The 19384-nt window shown below is 46.1% G+C and carries 22 protein-coding genes and 1 riboswitch; of the genes, 8 read left to right on the top strand and 14 right to left on the bottom strand.

Features of this window, described 5'->3' with window-relative positions:
* Positions 1-79 precede the first annotated feature (79 nt).
* Positions 80-185, bottom strand: a riboswitch (SAM riboswitch).
* Positions 186-386: 201 nt separating this feature from the next.
* Both CQS04_RS05745 and CQS04_RS05740 read left to right on the top strand, forming a co-directional pair.
* Entirely contained in the window at positions 387-716 is a 330-nt protein-coding gene (locus tag CQS04_RS05745) for a PadR family transcriptional regulator (protein WP_100353224.1), read from the top strand.
* Positions 713-1399 carry a DUF1129 family protein gene (locus CQS04_RS05740; RefSeq protein ID WP_100353223.1) on the top strand — a complete coding sequence of 229 codons (687 nt, stop codon included), beginning with the start codon at positions 713-715 and terminating at the stop codon, positions 1397-1399. Before CQS04_RS05745 ends, CQS04_RS05740 begins: the two co-directional genes overlap by 4 nt.
* 196 nt (positions 1400-1595) lie before the next feature.
* Here the strand turns inward: CQS04_RS05740 and CQS04_RS05735 are convergent, their stop codons facing one another.
* Genes CQS04_RS05735 through CQS04_RS05725 form a run of 3 tightly spaced genes read right to left on the bottom strand, consistent with a single transcriptional unit; the run spans position 1596 to position 3933 of the window.
* The gene (locus tag CQS04_RS05735) at positions 1596-2456 is read right to left on the bottom strand and encodes a methyltransferase domain-containing protein (protein ID WP_100353222.1); all 861 of its coding nucleotides are present in this window, start codon (positions 2454-2456) and stop codon (positions 1596-1598) included.
* Entirely contained in the window at positions 2453-3214 is a 762-nt protein-coding gene (locus CQS04_RS05730) for an ABC transporter permease (RefSeq protein WP_100353221.1), read from the bottom strand. The genes CQS04_RS05735 and CQS04_RS05730 overlap by 4 nt, the downstream gene beginning before the upstream one ends.
* The gene (locus tag CQS04_RS05725; RefSeq protein ID WP_100353220.1) at positions 3211-3933 is read right to left on the bottom strand and encodes an ABC transporter ATP-binding protein; all 723 of its coding nucleotides are present in this window, start codon (positions 3931-3933) and stop codon (positions 3211-3213) included. The genes CQS04_RS05730 and CQS04_RS05725 overlap by 4 nt, the downstream gene beginning before the upstream one ends.
* 120 nt (positions 3934-4053) lie before the next feature.
* On the opposite strand from CQS04_RS05725, the gene CQS04_RS05720 reads away from it, so the two are divergent.
* Both CQS04_RS05720 and CQS04_RS05715 read left to right on the top strand, forming a co-directional pair.
* A complete protein-coding gene (locus tag CQS04_RS05720) occupies positions 4054-4815 on the top strand; it encodes an NRDE family protein (RefSeq protein ID WP_100353219.1) in 762 nt (253 codons plus the stop codon).
* A 108-nt stretch (positions 4816-4923) separates the two neighbouring features.
* On the top strand, positions 4924-5859 hold the full coding sequence (locus CQS04_RS05715) for a carbohydrate kinase family protein (RefSeq protein WP_100353218.1): 936 nt from the start codon (positions 4924-4926) through the stop codon (positions 5857-5859).
* Positions 5860-5904: 45 nt separating this feature from the next.
* On the opposite strand, the gene CQS04_RS05710 is transcribed toward CQS04_RS05715, so the two are convergent.
* The 8 genes from CQS04_RS05710 to CQS04_RS05675 form a co-directional block, all read right to left on the bottom strand.
* The gene (locus CQS04_RS05710) at positions 5905-6429 is read right to left on the bottom strand and encodes a dihydrofolate reductase family protein (protein ID WP_100353217.1); all 525 of its coding nucleotides are present in this window, start codon (positions 6427-6429) and stop codon (positions 5905-5907) included.
* 107 nt (positions 6430-6536) lie between these two features.
* The gene (locus tag CQS04_RS05705) at positions 6537-7256 is read right to left on the bottom strand and encodes an amino acid ABC transporter ATP-binding protein (RefSeq protein ID WP_100353216.1); all 720 of its coding nucleotides are present in this window, start codon (positions 7254-7256) and stop codon (positions 6537-6539) included.
* On the bottom strand, positions 7249-7908 hold the full coding sequence (locus tag CQS04_RS05700) for an amino acid ABC transporter permease (RefSeq protein ID WP_094943358.1): 660 nt from the start codon (positions 7906-7908) through the stop codon (positions 7249-7251). The genes CQS04_RS05705 and CQS04_RS05700 overlap by 8 nt, the downstream gene beginning before the upstream one ends.
* A gap of 16 nt (positions 7909-7924) precedes the next feature.
* Complete coding sequence (locus tag CQS04_RS05695) at positions 7925-8698, bottom strand: basic amino acid ABC transporter substrate-binding protein (RefSeq protein WP_100353215.1); 774 nt, start codon at positions 8696-8698, stop codon at positions 7925-7927.
* A gap of 161 nt (positions 8699-8859) precedes the next feature.
* Entirely contained in the window at positions 8860-10020 is a 1161-nt protein-coding gene (locus CQS04_RS05690; RefSeq protein WP_100353214.1) for a M20 family metallopeptidase, read from the bottom strand.
* Between the two features lie 117 nt (positions 10021-10137).
* Positions 10138-11094 carry a 2-hydroxyacid dehydrogenase gene (locus CQS04_RS05685; protein ID WP_100353213.1) on the bottom strand — a complete coding sequence of 319 codons (957 nt, stop codon included), beginning with the start codon at positions 11092-11094 and terminating at the stop codon, positions 10138-10140.
* A 163-nt stretch (positions 11095-11257) separates the two neighbouring features.
* Positions 11258-12070 carry an adenosylmethionine decarboxylase gene (gene speD, locus CQS04_RS05680; protein WP_100353212.1) on the bottom strand — a complete coding sequence of 271 codons (813 nt, stop codon included), beginning with the start codon at positions 12068-12070 and terminating at the stop codon, positions 11258-11260.
* Positions 12071-12215: 145 nt separating this feature from the next.
* On the bottom strand, positions 12216-12854 hold the full coding sequence (locus CQS04_RS05675) for an FMN-dependent NADH-azoreductase (RefSeq protein ID WP_100353211.1): 639 nt from the start codon (positions 12852-12854) through the stop codon (positions 12216-12218).
* A 133-nt stretch (positions 12855-12987) separates the two neighbouring features.
* On the opposite strand from CQS04_RS05675, the gene CQS04_RS05670 reads away from it, so the two are divergent.
* The 3 genes from CQS04_RS05670 (at position 12988) to CQS04_RS05660 (ending at position 15871) form a co-directional block, all read left to right on the top strand.
* The gene (locus CQS04_RS05670; RefSeq protein WP_094943349.1) at positions 12988-13308 is read left to right on the top strand and encodes a DUF3870 domain-containing protein; all 321 of its coding nucleotides are present in this window, start codon (positions 12988-12990) and stop codon (positions 13306-13308) included.
* A gap of 233 nt (positions 13309-13541) precedes the next feature.
* Positions 13542-14681: a CaiB/BaiF CoA transferase family protein gene (locus CQS04_RS05665; RefSeq protein WP_100353210.1), complete on the top strand. Its 1140-nt coding sequence runs from the start codon at positions 13542-13544 to the stop codon at positions 14679-14681.
* Positions 14678-15871 carry an acyl-CoA dehydrogenase family protein gene (locus CQS04_RS05660; protein WP_100353209.1) on the top strand — a complete coding sequence of 398 codons (1194 nt, stop codon included), beginning with the start codon at positions 14678-14680 and terminating at the stop codon, positions 15869-15871. Before CQS04_RS05665 ends, CQS04_RS05660 begins: the two co-directional genes overlap by 4 nt.
* Positions 15872-15907: 36 nt before the next feature.
* On the opposite strand, the gene CQS04_RS05655 is transcribed toward CQS04_RS05660, so the two are convergent.
* Positions 15908-16969 carry an LLM class flavin-dependent oxidoreductase gene (locus CQS04_RS05655; RefSeq protein ID WP_100353208.1) on the bottom strand — a complete coding sequence of 354 codons (1062 nt, stop codon included), beginning with the start codon at positions 16967-16969 and terminating at the stop codon, positions 15908-15910.
* 140 nt (positions 16970-17109) lie between these two features.
* Here CQS04_RS05655 and CQS04_RS05650 point away from each other — a divergent pair, with 140 nt between their 5' ends.
* Positions 17110-17292 (top strand): hypothetical protein, encoded by a 183-nt coding sequence (locus tag CQS04_RS05650; RefSeq protein ID WP_100353207.1) that lies wholly within the window; start codon positions 17110-17112, stop codon positions 17290-17292.
* A gap of 44 nt (positions 17293-17336) precedes the next feature.
* On the opposite strand, the gene CQS04_RS05645 is transcribed toward CQS04_RS05650, so the two are convergent.
* Together CQS04_RS05645 and CQS04_RS05640 are read right to left on the bottom strand one after the other, a co-directional pair.
* A complete protein-coding gene (locus tag CQS04_RS05645) occupies positions 17337-17849 on the bottom strand; it encodes an SRPBCC family protein (RefSeq protein ID WP_100353206.1) in 513 nt (170 codons plus the stop codon).
* An 89-nt stretch (positions 17850-17938) separates the two neighbouring features.
* Positions 17939-19138, bottom strand: coding sequence for an iron-containing alcohol dehydrogenase (locus tag CQS04_RS05640; protein WP_100353205.1), 1200 nt, complete (start codon positions 19136-19138; stop codon positions 17939-17941).
* Positions 19139-19384: the final 246 nt, after the last annotated feature.

Here is a 19384-nt window from a genome sequence, read left to right as displayed (position 1 = left end):
GGTAGTTCCTCCTTGTAGTGGAGGGTATAGAAAAACGCCCTCTTATATAAAAATAAGAAGGCGTGTGTTGGATCTATCCCTCTTATCTGTCAGAGTCTAAACTCTGCTGGAATTAGCACCATACTGTCATGCAGCTGGTTGCTGAGATGTCATCGGGCCAGTCCCTCTATCTCTCGCGATAAGATATTGCATATGAAATTAATTCGCTCATCAAAGCTTTTTACCACTTTAACGTACTGAAGGAAGAACTGTCAACACAATTTTCTGACGATAGCATTGACAAGTTCGTGGAGTTTGCGTAAACTAAGGATAACTACTTTGCATTACCAAGTAGTCATTTTTTCAACTCACTATCTTGCAATGCAAACTAGCAAGGAGGTTCAGCTATGACCGTTCGCAGTCAATTGTTAAAAGGGTTTTTAGATGGCTGTGTGCTTGCAATTATCGAGAAGCAGACCGTATATGGATACGAATTGTCTCGAAAACTTCAAGAGTCCGGATTACCTGATGTCCCAGAAGGCACTATCTACCCCGTCTTATTACGTCTTCAAAAGCAAGGGTGGATTGTCAGTGAGATGCGGCCTTCTGAATCAGGACCCAACAGAAAATATTACTCAATCACTTCAGAGGGCGGGCAGGCACTGGCGCTGATTCGAAACGAGTGGGAACTGCTCTCTATCCCGCTTGAGCGATTATTAAAGGAGGAAAACTCGTGAATGTACAGGATTTGATTAAAGAAAATAATGAGAAACGCGAACTGCTGCACGTCCCGAATAAAATTTACTATGAACAGCTACTAGTTTACATCCGAACAAAGCTTTCTTTATCGGAGCAAAAAACAGAAGAAGTGCTGATGGACATGCTTGACCACTTACTTGAAGCTCAAGCAGACGGAAAGTCTGCAACGGATGTTTTTGGCGACGATCCAAAAGCGTATGCAGATGACGTCATCGAACAAATTCCAGATGAAGAAAAGCGTGATATGGTGAAGTTCTGGGGACGTATGGCGTTTCAGTTGATTGCCTATTACTTCATTGCTCGCGGCGTTATTTTATTCGCACTTGATTCTTTTGGTGAAGCACCAGATACCCGAATTTATTTACTTCCATCTCTCATCCAATTGGCTGTAATGATCGGAGTCGTATGGATAGCTGTTCGTCTGCTGATGCGACAGCTGAATAAGGCTGCTTTTACCGAAGAAACGAAGACGTCTCGTTGGAAGGAGTTCGCTGGAGCTGGGACAGTGGGCGCACTTGGATTTGCCATCATCGCAGTCGTCAATTGGGTGCTACCGTACTTCGGTCCTTCTATGGACTTCCCACCAGCTTCTTCTATCGGGATTGGAGCCGTCTTACTGTTAGTTTCATGGGTGTTGAAACGAACGGAATGGCGTTCGTAAGGCGGTTGCGACAGGGTGAGCGATCGTTCTGGTGCAAGTGATGTGATTTCTACGACATATACTGCGATTTTTTGTACATGCAGGTCATTTTCTAGAACATGTAAACGTTGTTGTAGATCCGAAGTCGTTTTATAGAAAACGAAACGTCATTCAAATAGAAAGCAGGGTTCGCTCATCGAGCGAACCCTGTTGTAGTTTATCCCTTCGCTCGCCCAATTAAGATTGTCAAATCTATAGTGATAGACGACACGTTTTGTGCGAGAAACTCTTCTACTTTCTTTTCATCTGCATTCCATGTCAGTGGGGTCATGCCGATCAAGTCACGCCACTGCTTGTCATCCAATTCTTTTTGGTAGCTCACTGAAGAACTCCCAACAAACTCGAGTTCATTAGTAAACCGATTCTGAGCTTCTTCATTTTCAAACGTCTCTTTATCTGTCCCCGCATAAAAAAAGCTACGCAGTTCGTGTAGGTAAGCAGCATTTGGAATGACTTTTACAACAAGACCACCCGGCTTCAGTATGCGTCTAAACTCTTGGTGGTTTGCAGGAGACAAAATATTGAGAACTACATCAACCGAGGCTTCTTGAAGTGGTGATTTCGCGAGATCTGCTACTAGCCAGACAACCTCGGCCGAGTGATTCGTCGCCAGTTGAATGCCTTCTTTTGACAAATCAATTCCGATGCCTTGGCTCCCTGACAACCGATTCACTATGCCTGCCAGATGCGTTCCTTCCCCACACCCCATATCTACAATTCGCGGTGAGTCTTTTGCTTCTTTCGCAATCCATTCACTTATCTCTTCGATTAATGGTTCAAAAAAAGCTGTTTCCTGCAGCAATGTCTGGCGCGCCGTAAACAATTCTTTTGTGTAGCGACTTTTTGCGACCGTTCCTGCCAAATGAAGATACCCTTGTCTTGCCACGTCTACCGTGTGTCGGTTTGCACAGGTGACCCCCGTTTCGGTCAATTGCAGCACTTGCTGGCAAATTGGGCATCGGAGAGAGTCCGTGTAATGACCCAATTGCATTAAGGCCCGTTGTTTTTTTGTACTCATTTGTCGCGTCCTTCCTGAAGCAATTGATACTGCTTGTTAAATAGTGTCGGATAAGACAAGAATCCAAGTGCGATACTTGTCACAGCTGCCGTGGTCAAAATTAGAAACACGATCAACAATTGAAACTGCACAGCTTGTATGGGATCCGCCCCTGCAATGATCTGCCCGCTCATCATACCGGGAAGTTGTACGAGCCCCATCGTTTTCTGGCTTTCGATTGTTGGAATCATACTCGTCTTGATCGCTTGGATCAATCGTGTATGAATAGCCTGCTTCGGTGTTCCACCGAGCGATAAAATCAGCTCGATTTGGTCTTCATGGCTCTCGATTTCCGAAGTAAAGCGGTTCAGGAATAAAATCGCCAACACCATGGAGTTCCCGATGACCATCCCACTGATCGGAATCACATATTGCGCTGTAGGCGGTGTGATTTGAAATCCGATGAGAATGCCCTGTGTCAGAACTTCAACAAAGATAAGTGTTGCCGCTACTTTCCACGTGATACCAGGAATCGTTTTGCCTTTCTTTCTGACATTAAGTGTGGCAGCTGTAATCATCAACAACACCATTAAGAAAATATAAAGGTAGCTGTCGGAATCAAACACAAATTTTAAAATGTATCCAACAGCGATGAGCTGCACGATGGAACGCACAGTAGCAATTACCGTGTCTTTTTCTAAGTCGAGTCGCAGTGTCTTAGATAGAATGAGTGGTATCAGTACAAAAATCAGCGTTAAAGCTAACGTTCCATACGTCATGCCTCATCCCCCCGAACAAACTGGCGCACTCTATCATTTTGCGGGTCTTCAAGAAGTGAGCTCTCTCCTTGCTCGACGAGTTCCCCGTCCATCAGTACCCATGTGTAATGGCCAATCCGCCCAGCTTGCTCTAAGTTATGAGTGATCCATATGATGGTCGTTCCAAATGTTTTATGGATGTGCTGAATCAGTTCTTCTACTTCTTGACGCGAAGCACGATCTAGCGCTGATGTGATTTCATCCAGTAGGAGAATGTCCGGTTCCATAAGCAGGGTTCTGGCAATCGATACTTTCTGGCGTTGCCCGCCTGATAGATCCTTGCTGTCCCGTTGCAGATAATCCACATCTAGTCCCACTTCTTTAATGATTCGTCTCATCTTGTCGACATCTACTTCGGCTCCTTGAAGCGCGTAGGGCAATGTCAGATTCTCTTCGACCGTCCCACTGATCATCGGCGCACTTTGTAAGGCCATGCTTACACGCGTCCGAAGTTCAACCGGTTCCCAGTTCTCAAGCGGATTTCCGAGAATGGTGATACTTCCTTCATCAGGGCTTAACAGACCGTTACACAATTTGAGCAATGTCGACTTCCCAGCACCAGAAGGTCCTACAAGAGTCGTAATTTTCCCTTGCGGAAACTGTCCAGATATTTGTTTGAGTACTTGTTGTTCTCCTCGTTTCATTGAAACATCTTGAAAACTAATTGCGGCTTCCTGCATTGTGATCCCTTCCTTTTGCTTCATATAGGATTAGTCTAGAGCTTCAGGCGAAATTTTGCTACTGTGGGAACCCTTCGTGGTATAGTAAGGAAAATTAGAGTTCACAAAGGGGGATTTCGGATGTGTTTAATTGCCTTTCATCTTCAGCAGCATCCCACATATGCCTTCATCATGGCTGCCAATCGTGACGAGTTCTATGACCGTCCGACCGAACCCGCCCATTTTTGGCCGGAGCATCCCGATCTGCTCGCCGGAAAAGACCTGCATGCCGGTGGGACCTGGTTAGGTGTCACAAAATCAGGTCGAATAGCAGCACTGACGAATTACCGAGATCCACTTAGCGTGCAACAAGACCTGATTTCTCGTGGTGAAATCGTCAAAGAATTTTTGACGACAGAAACTTCTGCCGTTGAGTTCATTTCTAAACTCGAACAGCAAAAGACATGCTATAACGGATTCAATCTTCTAGCGGGAACATTCTCAGACCTTCATTACTACAGCAATATGACTACTTCCGGTCATCCCATTCAAGAAGGTACCCATGCCCTTAGCAACAAGTTTTTGAACACTCCTTGGCCAAAAGTCGAACAAGCCCGTGAGCTGTTGAGTGATTATGTTGCATCAACCGAACAAGTATCTCACGACGTATTATTCGATATGATGCAACGAACTGATCAAGCTGCTCCACATTTACTCCCGGATACAGGCGTTGGCCCAGACCTTGAACGCAAGCTGTCTTCGATGTTCATCGATATGCCGAACTATGGAACTCGCTGCACCACGGTCATCACCGTGACTCACAGTGGTGTTGTGGAGTTTCACGAACGGACCTATCACGAACGTCAGCCAATCGGGCAAGCTGTGTTCCTTTTCCAGCTTTGATTGATTTCGCTTTGAAAGTCGAAACAATCTGAAGAAACGGAATCTCAGAAAAATCACTAGTTTTCTGCTATACTAGACGGAAAATGATTTGTCAAGGAGCGTTAAAGTTTGTCAACTTCCCGTTATGTTTTGAGCTATGGCGATGCCTTTGTAGATTACATCGCCAGAACCCATGAAAATAAAGAATTTGATCTGTACTTAGGTGGAGCCACTGTCAATGTAGCTGCAGGAGCCAGTCGTCTAGGCCTTCCTTCTCGATTTATTACAATTACAGGTGATGACGAGGTCTCCGACTTTGTTCGTGCCCAAATGGCCGAAGAAGGTGTAGACCTGCAGCATGCGGTCTTTTCGCCGAACAAGCGATGCACTTCCGTCTATGTTCATTTGACCGAAGAATCGGACCGCATATTTGCCAACTACATCGATCCAACACCTGAAATTCAAGTGCGTCCAGAAGAGCTAGAAGAAGAGGCTTTTGAACAAGCCGTTACGTTTCATTTTTGTTCTGGGACGATGTTTCATCCTACAGCACTTGAAACGACGCGCCGTGCAGTTCAGCTAGCCCGAGAAAAAGGCGTGTTGTTGTCGTTTGACGTCAACGTCCGTCCTCTTCGTTGGGAAACCGAGCAGCGTTGCCGAGAGACCATATTAGAATTCATGGGCCTTTCCCACATGGTGAAAATGACTCGTGAAGAGATGTATTTCTTAATGGAGACAGAAGAATTCGAAGTAGGAATTGAGCGTCTTCAACAATTTGATATCCCTCTTGTTTTCTTAACAGATGGTGAGAACGGAACAGTCTGTTTAGTGGATGGGCAACAGATCCATGCGCCAGTAACGCCTGTTGTACCTGTCGATACGACAGGCGCTGGTGACGCGTTCATCGCAGGAGTGTTGTACCATGTGTTCCACAATGGCTTTCCAGAAACACATGCAGAAGTATTAGAATGTGCTTCGTTCGGAAACAAACTAGGCGCTTTGTGTGCGACGAAGCAAGGCGCTCTGACTGCGATGCCTCGCCTTGAAGAAATAGAAGAGTTGTAATGAATAGACCTGAATCACGAACTGTGATCCAGGTCTTTTCTCTATCTAACGTTTGACACGATAGCTCGTCTCCGCAAACTGACCATACTGTTTCATCCCGACCAACTCCAAGTCAACTCGATACTCTCCCTGTGGGAATAACGGAATCCCATCCCCAAGTAGAACCGGGGCGGTAGTAATGACCAATTCATCCACAAGATCCGCTTCAAGGAACTGGCGAATCAGTTGCCCTCCTCCAATAACCCAAATATCTCGGCCTTCCTTCTGTTGCTCACTCTTCGCCCAGTCTGTGACGGATCCAGATACTGCGGTCACCCCGTCTGGAGTTGGAAATCCAGCAGAACTGAATATATAACTTTGAAGATCTCCATATGGATAATTTCCTTTCTCATAAGCCATCACCCAGTCATACGTTTTCTTTCCCATGACGACCGTGTCGATCTGCTCCATGAACTCACTGTAGCCATTATCCCCTTCACCCTCGACTGCAAACAACCAATCAAGTGACTCGTCCTTCGTGGCAATGTAGCCATCTAACGTCTGAGCAATATACAATTTGAATTTTCTCATCTGCAAACCGCCTCCTTTAGTTTCGAGTATAGCAAAAATGACCCCTGGGGCTGTCTCCACACTAAGTTCACTTAGTCTCTGAGACAATCCCTGGGGTCAAAAATTTATTACAGAACTTTTTCTAAGAAGTCACGAGCACGCGAAGATTTCGGTGCAGAGAAGAACTCACTTGGTGCGCCTTCTTCCACAAGCTGGCCATGGTCGAGGAAAATGATACGGTCTGCCACTTCACGAGCAAAGCCCATCTCATGGGTCACGATGACCATCGTCATTCCTGTGTGTGCCAAGTCTTTCATAACCATCAGCACTTCTTTAACCATCTCCGGGTCTAATGCAGACGTCGGTTCATCAAATAGCATCACTTCAGGCTCCATAGCAAGTGCACGCGCAATCGCCACACGTTGCTTTTGACCTCCCGATAATTTTGACGGGTATTCTTTTTCTTTTTCACTCAGGCCGACCTGCGCCAGAAGTGCGCGGCCTTTTTCTTCAGCTGCCGCTTTTGACATCTTCTTCACTTGAATCGGTGCATAGGTCAAGTTCTCGAGAACCGTCATATGAGGGAACAGATGAAAGTGCTGGAACACCATTCCGATCTTCGCACGAACAGCTGACAAGTTCTTGGTCTTCGCAAGAGACTCCCCTTTGTAGGTGATGTCTCCTTCCGTTGGTGTCTCGAGCAGATTGATGCAGCGCAGTAGTGTCGACTTCCCAGATCCTGAAGGTCCGATGACTGCCACTACTTCTCCTGGCTGGATGGTCGTAGAAATATTCGTCAATACTTGGTTGGTTCCAAACGTCTTGGAAACGGATTGAATATTAATCACCTTGTCTCAACCTCTTTTCTATCTTTCTACCAATTACAGTCAGTCCCATAACGAGTAGGTAATAAATCAGACCCACGAATAGTAGCGGCTCAAAGTTTCGGTAGATATCTGAGCCTACTACTTGTGCTCGACGCATCAAGTCCATATAGCTGATGGTCGAGACGATGGCCGACTCTTTTGTTAGAGTAATAAATTCATTCATAAGTGCTGGTAAAATATTTTTCATCGCTTGCGGCAAGATCAAATCTTTCATCGCCGGCTTATAAGGGATACCCAGAGCCATCGCTGCTTCCATCTGCCCTTTGTCTACTGCTTGAATTCCTGCTCGAATGATTTCCGAGATATACGCTGCTGAGTTCAGTCCGAATGCGAGAACCCCTGCTAGGAATGTCGGAATATCATAGCCTGTGAGCTGCGGAACGGCAAAGTAGATGATCATCAACTGAAGGATCAACGGGGTTCCGCGGAAAACCGATGTATAAGCATCTGCTAAAAAGCGCAGGACCTTGTTATTCATGATTTTAACGATAGCAATAAGTGTCCCTAAAACAAATCCTAAAATAAGTGCAACGAAAACGAGTTGCAGCGTGACCCATATCCCTTTTAGCATAAAAGGAATATAAGGCACGATTTGGCTAAAGTCCAAATTCATGCCTTACCACTCCTTTCTATTCTTCTGACAACCACTTGTCTTTTAATTCTTGGATTTTCCCGCTCTCTTCAAGTGCAGCAAGTGCTTTGTTGACTTCTTCAACTAGCTCACTGCCTTTCGGGAACGCTGCTGCCATACCTGGAGAAGCAGAAGTTGGATCATCGAATCCAGCTAAGTCTTGCTCTGCTTGGTAGCCAAGGCCAACTGCTTTATCGATGTAGATCGCATCTACACGATTTGAAAGAAGCTCTTGGACCATGATGGAAGAACTATCGATCGGCTTGATTTCAAAGCCGTATTCTTCTTGGATTTTGCGTGCCCCTTGCTCTTGGATTGTTCCAAGCTGAACACCTAGTGTTTTACCATCTAAATCTTCAATGCTAGAGATTCCTGCATCTTTTAGAGACAAGAACATTTCGCCTGAACGGTGGTATTCCGTTGAGAAGTCCACGTTCTCTTTACGCTCGTCTGTTGCTGACATCCCTGACATAACGAAGTCGATACGGTCAGATTGGAGTGCACCGATCAATCCGTCGAATTTCATATCGCGCACTTCAATCTCATAACCTAGTTCCTCACCAATCGCTTTTGCTAGGTCGATATCAAATCCAACGATCTCTCCAGATGAATCTACAGATTCAAATGGTGGGAAGTCTGCTGAGGTTCCCATCACTAGTTTCTTAGAATCTTCTCCGCCTTCTGAAGACGAACCGCCTTCTTCGCTTGACCCACATGCTGCTAATACTAGCAATGCAAGTAGTGCTACTAACGCTAATAACCCTTTTTTCATGTTGTTTCTCTCCTTCATCCTGTGGACTGTATAAGTTTTTAAGTAAATGAATAATAACACGGTATTATGCATTTGTATACAGTCACACTAAAGTTTTATTATTCAGACTATTTAACCATTTTAAAACCCCTAAAGTCAAGTGCACTTTAGGGGAGATTTCATTACTTCATTTGTTGGAATTCGTCTTTCACTTGTTGCATCAGTTCTGGGTCCGCAAGCAAATCAAATCCTGTTAGCGCCATTGCTAGAGCGCCACGACTTAAGACTTGATGCGAATTATCTGTGATTGTGAGGTCAGCAAGTTCTTTTGTGTGGAACACAAGACCAGGAGAATCTAGGCCAATGTATGGGTGGATAGAAGGACAAACTTGACTGACATTCCCCATATCGAGAGAGCCATAAGATTTTTTAGCAGGATGCACTTTTTCTACACCAGTTGCTAGCAAATTTGCTGTGAATCGTTTTGAAAGCGTCTGATTGGTCTGCATATCGTCATAACTCAACTCATAATTATGCATACTTAGTGTTGCTCCGGTCATCTGCGCTGCTCCATGGGCAATCGCTTTAACCTTTTCGACGACTTCGTTCAAATACGCGCGGTCTGCTGCACGGACATAGAACTGGGCAGAAGCAAAGTCCGGCACTACGTTTGCTGCCATTCCACCTTCTGTAATGATGCCGTGAATGCGGACGTCAGAACGCACATGCTGTCGAAGGGCATTGATTCCGTTGAACAGTTGCAGTACCCCATCAAGAGCATTGATTCCCTTTTCAGGCGAAGCAGCTGCGTGACTAGTGCGTCCTGTGTAATCAAATTGGATGGCGTCCATTGCAAGAGAGTCTCCACTTTCATACGACTCGTCCGCTGGGTGTAACATTAAAGCAGCATCGATTCCTTCGAAGATGCCTTGCTCGGCCATGGGCACTTTTGCACCGTTCGTTTCTTCAGCAGGCGTTCCGAGAACTACAACTTTCCCACCTGTATCTCCGACCACTTTTGATAACAGGATGCCCGCTCCAATCCCCATCGTCCCAATCATATTGTGACCGCATCCGTGTCCGACTCCCGGCAAGGCATCATACTCTGCTAAAAATGCAATTGTTGGTCCTGGCAAGCCGCTATCATAAGTAGCTCGGAAAGCCGTTGCTCGGTCGACAATTCCTTTCTCTACTTGAAAATCGTGGCGGGCCAAGTACTCCGTTAGAAGAGCCATCGATTCAAACTCTTGATCTCCGAGTTCCGGATTGTGATAAAGATGATCACTCATCGCCCATAACTCTTGTTGAATTTCTTCTAGATGTCGCTGCAACTGTTCCTTCATTGAAAACGCCCTCTCTTCTGTTAGTTCTGCCGCCTACTATAACGGAATTCGAAATAAATCGCAATGTCTAGTTCCTGTCTTAAATGGTTATGAAAAATTAAAAAAGCCTGAAATCCCTTAATTCACAGGGGTCTCAGGCTCTTTGTTTTGTAGGACGGCTAATAGGTTGCGAACGGTCAGGTCAGCCATCTCCATGCGAGTTGCAATGGTCGAACTGCCGATGTGCGGAGCTACTTCTACGTTTGGCAAAGTCAGTAGAGGATGGTCAGTAGGAACCGGTTCTTGTTCAAACACGTCAAGACCTGCAGCACCTAACCTCCCATTTTTCAAGGCTTCGTATAACGCCTGCTCGTCTACTAAACCACCTCGCGCAGTGTTCACTAAAATCGCATCAGATTTCATTAAAGCCAGCTCTTCTTTTCCAATCAAATACTTTAATTCTGGTGCGAATGGAAGCATGATGACTAAGAAGTCTGCTTGCTTTAAAACGTCTTCCAGTTCATGGTAAGTAGCCCCGATGGTTTGCTCCGCTTCCGGTTTCTTTGAACGATTCCAGTAGATCACGTCCATATCAAACCCTTTCGCACGACGCGCTACTGCTTGTCCAATGCGTCCAAACCCTAGAATCCCAATCGTCGCGCCACTCAGTTCCTTTCCAGCAAGCTGCAGTAAGGACCAAGACTGCCAATTCCCTTCTCGGACTTCTTGACTTGCCGCGCTCAATTTCCGAGCAGCTGCAAGAAGTAATGCAAATGTTAGATCGGCTGTTGCGTTCGTCAGCACATCCGGCGTGTTCGTCACGCGGATTCCTCGTTTTGTCGCTTCTTCTACATCGATATTGTTAAAGCCGACCGCAAGTTGGCTGATGACTTTTAAGTTCGGTGCTGCTGCTAACACTTCAGCATCTAATGGATCAGAAAGCACGCTGATGATCCCTTCTGCGTCTTTCACTGCTTCAAGGAGTTGTTCTTTCGTCATTGGTTGTTCTGCGGAATGCCATTCTTTGTAGCGGACATACTGTTCAAGTTTTTCTACCACTTCTTCAGGCAGTTTTCGTGTTGCGAATACGTTCATCTCTCTCCATCCCTTCTTGTCGGTTTCTATATTTAGCTTACCAAACTTCTTGAACTAGAGATAACGAAACACTAATTTGGATCACTTTGGTATTGGCACGATTCCTCCCCAAACCTCTCTAAGACAGAAAAAACCGGCACTCCAAAGAGTGCCGGCCATCTAATTACTTCTTAACAATGTTTTTTCCGTAGAAGATTTCATCCATCTCCATCTTCAGTTGCGCTTCGATCTTTTGCTGCTCTTCAACAGTCAGATCTTCTTTCTTCGTCCCGAACAAGTAATTGTTCAAGTCGAAATCTTTTAGCTTCGCTTTTGTATGGAAGATGTTTTCTTGGAAGATGTTGACGTCGATCATGTTGAATTGTTCTTGCACGTCATCTGGAATATAGTTCTGAATCGAGTTGATATCGTGATCGATGAACAGTTTGTGTCCCGTCTTGTCGCGAGTGAACCCGCGAACACGATAATCAATCGTCATGATATCTGTATCGAATGAATGAATCAAATAGTTCAGCGCTTTTAATGGAGAGATTTCTCCACATGTTGACACATCGATGTCTGCGCGGAACGTACTAATTCCTTCGTTCGGATGGTATTCCGGATACGTATGAACTGTCACGTGGGATTTGTCCAAGTGCATGACAACAGTTTCCGGTATTGGACCTGGTGATTCTTCGAACTGCTCTTTCGGAGCGGATTCTACAGGACCTTCAGATACAAGCATGGTCACACTGGCACCTTGTGGAATGTAATCTTGTTTCGCTACATTTAAGACATGAGCACCGATAATTTCCGTTACCTTAGTCAAAATAGCTGTTAGGCGGTCTGCATTGTATTGTTCATCGATATACTGAATGTAGCGTTCACGTTCTTCCTTTGTGCCCGTATAACAGATATCGTACATATTAAAACTTAGTGATTTTGTTAAGTTGTTGAATTCATGCAGCTCAATGCGCTGCTCGGGAGTTAACGACACGTTTCCTCATCCCTTCGCGTAAAAAATAAACTTCGGTTACAACTATACCTTTACCCCTTATATTTGACAAGCAAACGAAGAATGGACAGGCCTTTTCTCACAAAAAAAGAGAGAGGAACACGTCCTCTCTCCTAAACGATTCATCTTAAGCGTATTGAGCTACAAGTTTTTGTGCAACTTCACGAACACGTTCCATACCAGCTGCCACAATCGCTTCTGCTTGTTGTGGGTTGGCATTGTGACCTTCGATGATCACGTTTTCGATGATTTCCATGCCGAACACGCCACCGAATACATTCTGCATGTAGTTATAAGACATCTCCATTGGTGCCATTTCAGGTGCAGAGTACAAGCCTCCACGCGCATTTAAAAGAATGACTTTCTTCTCTGGCATCAACTGAACGAGATTTCCTTCAGCATCGTATTTGAAAGTGAAACCAGCTGAGTATACGTAGTCAATGAATGTTTGAAGCGCTGCTGGAATTGTTAGGTTCCAAAGTGGGAAAGCAAATACTAGAACATCTGCTTCAGATACAGCGTCCATAGCATTTTGTTTCGCTGCCAAGATGCGTTTCTCTACGTCTGTCAGTTCTTCTTCGTTCTGCATTTTACCGAATGCGTTAAACAGATCTTGTCCGAAGTACGGCATATCTTCTTCAAATACATCATAGACGCGAACGTTCAAGTCGTTGCTGTCTTTTACTGTCTCCATAAATGTGTCGTACATTTTAGTTGAAATCCCATCCGGGCGATTGTTTGCTTTTACTACTAACACGTTTGTCATGTTGCGTTCCTCCTAGGTTACAAAAAGTAATCACAAAGGCTATCCTACCACGTCATTAATTCGAATTCAAGACATGTGCTCACCCCGAAAGGCTATCTGCTATACTGAAGAAAACGGTACAAGGAGAGGGCTTATGAACACTGCATTTATCGCGGGGCATGCACGGTTACCTGCTGGAATGGCCGCTCAAAATCTGTATGAGACGCTCACAATCACAGCCGAGATCGACCGCAAGTACCACGTCATTTTAACAGCATCTTGTACACTCGCTACCCAACATGGGCAGGATTTTGTCCATCATTTACTCCGAGGACATAGCTTGCGAGACGGGATTGATCAGCCCCTTACAGCGATTCAAACGCATTATCTCGGAAAAGCAGGAAATGCGCTGCAATCTGCTCTTCGTGACCTTTATAAGCAATACGAATTGCAACTCGATAAATTATCTGATTAATATGTAAATTCAATTTACATTTCTCTTGAAATTCGCTACAGTAGTAGTAAGAAGCGCCAAGACACCTGCCGTGTCTATCCACGCCTCTACCCGCAATCTACTTTACTTATAAAACTGCCGAATCTGACGACCATTCTTCACCGAATGCTTTCTCAGACATACCGCCAGTCCAAAACGACCTTTTTTATAAGGCTTTTTGGATTGGCTTTTTTCATGGCAAGAAAGGAGCGCGTATGACAGGTGCCTTGGCAGGATTTCGAATTTTAGACCTTAGTCGCGTACTGGCCGGTCCCTATTGCTCGATGATTTTTGGAGACTTAGGTGCAGAAGTCATTAAAGTCGAAGCTCCTGGCGGCTCGGACGAGACGCGCCATTGGGGTCCACCTTTCCAGGAAGGCGTCAGTGCCTATTATTTGAGTGCCAACCGCAACAAGGAAAGTATCACGCTTGATTTGCGTACTGTAGAGGGACAAGAACAGTTCAAAGATCTCGTGAAGACGAGCGATGTCGTATTGCACAACTTCAAGACCGGGACGATGGAAAGGTTCGGGCTCGGCTATGAATCACTTGCCGCACTCAACCCAAGACTCGTATTCTGTAGCATTACAGGCTTCGGGGAGACAGGTCCTCTCAAAGACCTTCCGGGATATGACTTCATCTTACAGGGAATGAGCGGGCTGATGCAGATCACCGGGACACCCGAGTCGGGTCCTCAAAAGATGGGCGTCGCCATCGTTGATATTCTGACCGGTTTATACGCCTGCATTGGCATTCAAGCAGCGCTTCTTGAACGCCACACTTCGGGAAAAGGTCAAAAGCTCGACCTGTCACTTTATGACTGTGCCGTCAGTAGCCTCGTCAATATTGGAAGCAACTATCTGATGACAGGCAAAGAGCCCTTACGAAGAGGCAACACACATGCCCAGATAGCACCTTACCAGACATTCGAAGCGAAAGACGGCTTGTTGATTGTAGCCGTTGGAACGAATATTCAGTTCAAGGCACTCTGCGACCTGGTTGGCTGGAAGCCTCCCGAGTGCTTTGCTACAAATGCCGGACGCGTGGAGAATCGCGAGACGTTAACATCTATTCTTCAACTGTACTTGAAGGAACAGACCGTCTCGATGTGGGTCGAACAGATGCGAGCAGTTGGCATTCCCTGCGGTCCAGTTCAAACATTCGAGCAGCTCACAAATGACCCACAACTTGCCCATCGCAACATGTGGGTGACCCAAACTCATCCGGTCGCCGGAACTATTCGTCTTATCGGCAGTCCCTTACACTTGTCGAGGACTCCAGTGACGTATCGTCTAGCACCACCAGAACCGGGACAACACCAAACCAAATGGATTAAAAGGAGAGAACATTCATGAACTTTCATTTCTCAGAAGAACAAAAGATGCTTCGCAAGACTGTACGGGACTTTGTCGACAAAGAGATTATTCCACATATCCGCGACTGGGACCGCCAAGGGAAATTTGACCAAAATATCTACAAGCGTCTCGCTGAGCTTGGCTTGATGGGCGTCTGTATTCCAGAGAAATACGGCGGCAGCGGCATGGATTACAATTCTTTAGCGATCATCTGTGAGGAACTGGAGCGCGGAGACACAGCATTTCGTACAGCGGTTTCGGTGCACACAGGTCTAAACAGCATGACTTTGTTGCAATGGGGTTCTGAAGAGCAGAAAGAGAAATACCTGATTCCTCAAGCAAAAGGCGAGAAGATCGGCGCATTCGGACTCACAGAGCCGGCTGCCGGTTCGGACGTAGCTGCTCTCCAGACGACTGCCAAATTAGATGGCGACCATTACATCCTGAACGGTCAAAAAGCATGGATTTCCCTTTGTGACATCGCCGACCATTTCCTAATCTTCGCTTATACAGGAAATAAGGAAGACAAGCACAAAGCTATTTCTGCGTTCATCGTCGAGCGTACGTGGAAAGGCTTCTCTTCCCAAGCCGTGAAAGGCAAACTGGGAATCCGCGCGGGGAATACTGGAGAACTATTCTTTGAAGACGTGAAAGTACCGAAAGAGAACTTGCTAGGTAAAGAAGGCGAAGGATTTAAAATTGCCATGGCTGCTCTCGATAACGGCCGTTTCACAGTAGCTGCAGGTGCCGTCGGACTGATCCAAGCGTGTCTTGAAGCAAGCGTCGACTACTGTCATACGCGCGAAACGTTCGGAAAACCGATTGGGCGTCACCAACTGGTTCAGCAAATGCTTGCGAATATGGAAGCTGGCTATCAGATGAATCGTTTACTTGTATACCGTGCAGGTCAGTTAAAAAATGAAGGCAAGCGCAACACTCGAGAGACGTCTCTAGCGAAGTGGCAAGCCTGTGATTTCGCTAACAAAGCAGCAGACGACGCGGTTCAGATTTTTGGAGCAAATGGCTATTCTGACGAGTATCCCGTCGAGCGTTTCCTTCGCAACTCAAAAGCTCCTGTTATCTACGAGGGCACACGCGAAATCCACACGTTGATGCAAGCAGATTATGTGCTTGGCTACCGTGAAGACAAGATGCTTTCTCAAATGCTTCCTGCTTGGGAAGGTGAATGATCAAAAACCCGCCTTCCCATAAGGAAGGCGGGCTATTTAGTCTTGTCTCGTATACTTACGGATTGCCGGCAGAATCTCCGACCCGATCAGTTCGATATTACGTTCGAGTGCTTCGAACGGCACGCCACCAAAGTCCATCTGGGCAATGTAGCGTTGATGGCCAAACAATTCGTGTTGATACAGGATTTTCTCGATGATTTGTTGCGGACTGCCGACATTCAGCACATCACGGGGATCTCGCGCACTTTGTTCAAATGCAAACTTTGGATACCCTCGCCCGTTACTCTTCATCATCCCTTTATCCACATAAGTATGATACGTGTCGATGGCCTCTTGAGAAGTCTCAGCAGCAAAGAACATACCTGCTGTAGCAATTGGTAACTGGCTTGGGTCATACCCTGCTTGCCGAGCCGACTCGCGGTAAGCTTCCACTGAGTACTGGAAGTTTTCGGCTTGCCCGCCTAACATAGCAAGCATCATCGGGACCCCAGCAGCTCCTGCTTTGATAGCACTAGCAGGTGGCCCTCCTACGGCTCTCCAAATCGGGAGTTTCCCTTCAACTGGACGCGGCAGCACTTCGGCATCTCGCAGTGGTGCTCTAAATCGCCCTTCCCACGTCACTTTCTCCTGCTCATTGATCTGCAGCAACAAATCAAACTTCTCTTCATATAACTCTTCGTAGTAACGAATGTCATACCCAAGAAGTTCAAACAAGCCGATTCTAGAAGCGCGGCCTGCTACAATCTCCGCTCGCCCTCCTGAAATCAAATCGATAGTTGCGAAGTTTTCATAGACACGGACCGGGTCCGACGTACTGACAATTGTAGAAGAACTGCCGATTTTGATACGCTCCGTTGCTTGTGCAATTGCTGCAAGCACGACCGCATGGGCTTGCGTTGCAAAATACTCCTGATGACTTTCTCCGACACTGAAGAAATCAAGGCCCGCTTGCTCGGCAAGCTGTGCCAGTCGAATAATCTCGTCAATGCGTTGTTTCGCTGAAATGCGGTCCCCTGTATGAGGATTCGGCATATGGTCCCCTAATGTATAGAGTCCAAATTCAAGACCAGTTGCTTTATTGATTCGATAGTTTTCCATGAAGTCGTCTCCTTCTGCTACTCGTGTGCTTTCAGTATACGAAGTTTCTCACTCAGCAGAAAGGAGAAACACTTCGAATTCGAGATTTTCAGTCTTTTGGCCGAATATCTGCTACACTAAACGGAAAAGGAGGCCTCCCCATGAAATTTTTTCAGTACCTGGCGATGTTCGTTGCCGGCACTTTGTTTTTATATGTATATGGACAAATCATGCCGCGTGAAGGTCCCGTCTGGTCCGTGCTTTATTTCGTCATCGGGATTCCCGCACTGATCTTTCTAGTCTATGGCATTCAACAATTTTTCAAGCGCTTGCCAGGAGCGTGAGAACCCAGTAATCCTCGTAAAAATAAAAACTGTTTCCTCGCAGGTCATCCTGCGCAGGAAACAGTTAGTTTTGTCTCGATATTTGGGGTATAGCCCAGTAAATAGTCAGTGGATTTTTCCACATGTGTCTGTAGTTGGTTCAAAACGCCTGCCCATACCAGCTCGTGCCAGTCGTAAGCGTAATCCCAAGAGCTGTCTTCTTGGAATCCTCTATGAAACAGTTTGACACAAGTAGAACCATTTGGATTCTGTTTAAAACGGACTGTGACAAGGGTCTGAGGCGCTGGCGTATTCATCAACTCTGTGAATTGGTTCGGACCTTTCCACGTGAACGTTAATTCTTGCTCAGGGATCATGTGCACGATATGACAGCCCGACGTATTCTTATTCGGCAAGTTACTTGGCATGAAAAACAGTTCATACTTGCCTCCTACCACGGGTTCCACATTTGCGACCGGCGCGAACCATTTGATGACTTCCTTCGCATCTGTCCACAACGTCCATACTTCTGCTAATGGCGCAGATATACTTAGTTGATGATATACACTACGTGTCATGACTCCCCCTCCTCATAATTGGTTATTTCCTAGTATATACCAATATATCCGTCTTCCACAATAGGAAAAATGAGGGAGTTTGTATAAATTTAGCTGCGAATCTTACGATAGATCGATTCAAAGTCTTTTTTGCTCATAATGACAGGCACGGGATACAAAGGATTGGCCTCTTTATACGCCTTTTTCGCCATCTCTTTTATATCTTTTTCTTCGATTCCTTCAATTTTAGTAGGGATGTTCATTTCTTTGTTCATTTCTTCAACCTTACGGATAAACGCCTCTGCATTTTCTTTCTCTGACTTTCCACCCTCCGCAACTCCAGCAAACTCAGCAAGTTTTGCAAGTCGAGAAGTGACCGTTTCTCCATAAAAACGAAGCAGGACTGGCAGTAGCACGGCATTCGCTAAACCGTGGGGTACATTGTAGTAACCTCCAAGCGTATGAGCCACGGCATGTACATTTCCTACATAAGCACGTGTAAAAGCAAGCCCTGCTAGGTACGATGCTTTTTGCATCGCACGGCGCGCTTCCATGTTCGTTCCTTCTTGATAAGCGACCGGTAACCACTTAAAAATCAGTTCGACCGCTTCTTTACTATACGCTTCCGTTTCCGGTGTATTGCTGTGGCCGATAAAGGCTTCGACTGCATGAGTCAATGCATCCATTCCTGTGGTCGCTGTCAACGCAGCGGGTAATCCCACTGTAAGCTCTGGATCTAACACAGCCACATCAGGGATTAGCACCGTGTCATTCACCGCATACTTTTCTTTCGATTCTGGATTCGAAATGACAGCGGCTACGGTCCCTTCACTTCCTGTTCCAGCAGTAGTCGGAATCGCCATTAAGAATGGCGTCGCTTTGCGTACCTTTAATTGCCCTTTCATATCCGGTATCAACTTGTTCGGCTGGGCCACTCGAGCGGCTACCCCTTTCGCACAGTCAATGACTGAACCTCCTCCAAATGCAACAATCGCTTGGCAGTGCTGCTCCTTGTAAAGAGCGTAGGCTTGTTCAATATTGGTGATGGTCGGGTTTGGCACTGTTTGATCGTAAGGTACGGCTTCAATATGTAATTCCGCTGCGCGTTCTACAAACGGTTGGTACAAGCCAAGGTCGGTCATCGCTTGGTCCGTCACAAGTAAGAAGCGTGTCACTTGGCGGTGCTTCAATTCGTTGACACTCTCAATCACACTACCTTCTCCCGCTACGAGAAGCGGCGTGCGCCAGGGCAAGAATTTGGAAATGCCGCGATAAGCAGCCTGATAGGTGCGTGCATATAGTGAATTCATCTAGAAAACCTCTCTTCATCTGGTGTTTCTAGTTTACTAGTTCGAGGCCAGTTCCAGAAACTCCTGCTTTTGACTTCGTTGTGAAAATAGCGTATGATGAATCTTGCGATGAGCTGCTCTGCGTAAGTCGGACAGACACTCCTTCGGGAACACGTTGTGGAGCGTGGTCTGGATCGCCGCAGATGAGAGACTAGCAGAAGGCTAGTCTACCCCTTTCCTTTTGGAAAGGGGTTTTTTATTTAGAAA

It is taken from the genome of Chryseomicrobium excrementi, from assembly GCF_002798305.1.
Lineage (GTDB): Bacteria > Bacillota > Bacilli > Bacillales_A > Planococcaceae > Chryseomicrobium > Chryseomicrobium excrementi.
This window is presented reverse-complemented; position numbering and strand designations above follow the sequence as displayed.

Excerpts from the sequence above, each read along its gene's own strand:
- CQS04_RS05745 (WP_100353224.1), top strand. The coding sequence starts at position 387 with ATGACCGTTCGCAGTCAATTGTTAAAAGGGTTTTTAGATGGCTGTGTG.
- CQS04_RS05735 (WP_100353222.1), bottom strand. The coding sequence starts at position 2,456 with ATGAGTACAAAAAAACAACGGGCCTTAATGCAATTGGGTCATTACACG.
- CQS04_RS05730 (WP_100353221.1), bottom strand. The coding sequence starts at position 3,214 with ATGACGTATGGAACGTTAGCTTTAACGCTGATTTTTGTACTGATACCA.
- CQS04_RS05725 (WP_100353220.1), bottom strand. The coding sequence starts at position 3,933 with ATGCAGGAAGCCGCAATTAGTTTTCAAGATGTTTCAATGAAACGAGGA.
- CQS04_RS05720 (WP_100353219.1), top strand. The coding sequence starts at position 4,054 with ATGTGTTTAATTGCCTTTCATCTTCAGCAGCATCCCACATATGCCTTC.
- CQS04_RS05710 (WP_100353217.1), bottom strand. The coding sequence starts at position 6,429 with ATGAGAAAATTCAAATTGTATATTGCTCAGACGTTAGATGGCTACATT.
- CQS04_RS05700 (WP_094943358.1), bottom strand. The coding sequence starts at position 7,908 with ATGAATTTGGACTTTAGCCAAATCGTGCCTTATATTCCTTTTATGCTA.
- CQS04_RS05695 (WP_100353215.1), bottom strand. The coding sequence starts at position 8,698 with ATGAAAAAAGGGTTATTAGCGTTAGTAGCACTACTTGCATTGCTAGTA.
- CQS04_RS05690 (WP_100353214.1), bottom strand. The coding sequence starts at position 10,020 with ATGAAGGAACAGTTGCAGCGACATCTAGAAGAAATTCAACAAGAGTTA.
- CQS04_RS05685 (WP_100353213.1), bottom strand. The coding sequence starts at position 11,094 with ATGAACGTATTCGCAACACGAAAACTGCCTGAAGAAGTGGTAGAAAAA.
- CQS04_RS05675 (WP_100353211.1), bottom strand. The coding sequence starts at position 12,854 with ATGACAAACGTGTTAGTAGTAAAAGCAAACAATCGCCCGGATGGGATT.
- CQS04_RS05670 (WP_094943349.1), top strand. The coding sequence starts at position 12,988 with ATGAACACTGCATTTATCGCGGGGCATGCACGGTTACCTGCTGGAATG.
- CQS04_RS05665 (WP_100353210.1), top strand. The coding sequence starts at position 13,542 with ATGACAGGTGCCTTGGCAGGATTTCGAATTTTAGACCTTAGTCGCGTA.
- CQS04_RS05660 (WP_100353209.1), top strand. The coding sequence starts at position 14,678 with ATGAACTTTCATTTCTCAGAAGAACAAAAGATGCTTCGCAAGACTGTA.
- CQS04_RS05655 (WP_100353208.1), bottom strand. The coding sequence starts at position 16,969 with ATGGAAAACTATCGAATCAATAAAGCAACTGGTCTTGAATTTGGACTC.
- CQS04_RS05650 (WP_100353207.1), top strand. The coding sequence starts at position 17,110 with ATGAAATTTTTTCAGTACCTGGCGATGTTCGTTGCCGGCACTTTGTTT.
- CQS04_RS05645 (WP_100353206.1), bottom strand. The coding sequence starts at position 17,849 with ATGACACGTAGTGTATATCATCAACTAAGTATATCTGCGCCATTAGCA.
- CQS04_RS05640 (WP_100353205.1), bottom strand. The coding sequence starts at position 19,138 with ATGAATTCACTATATGCACGCACCTATCAGGCTGCTTATCGCGGCATT.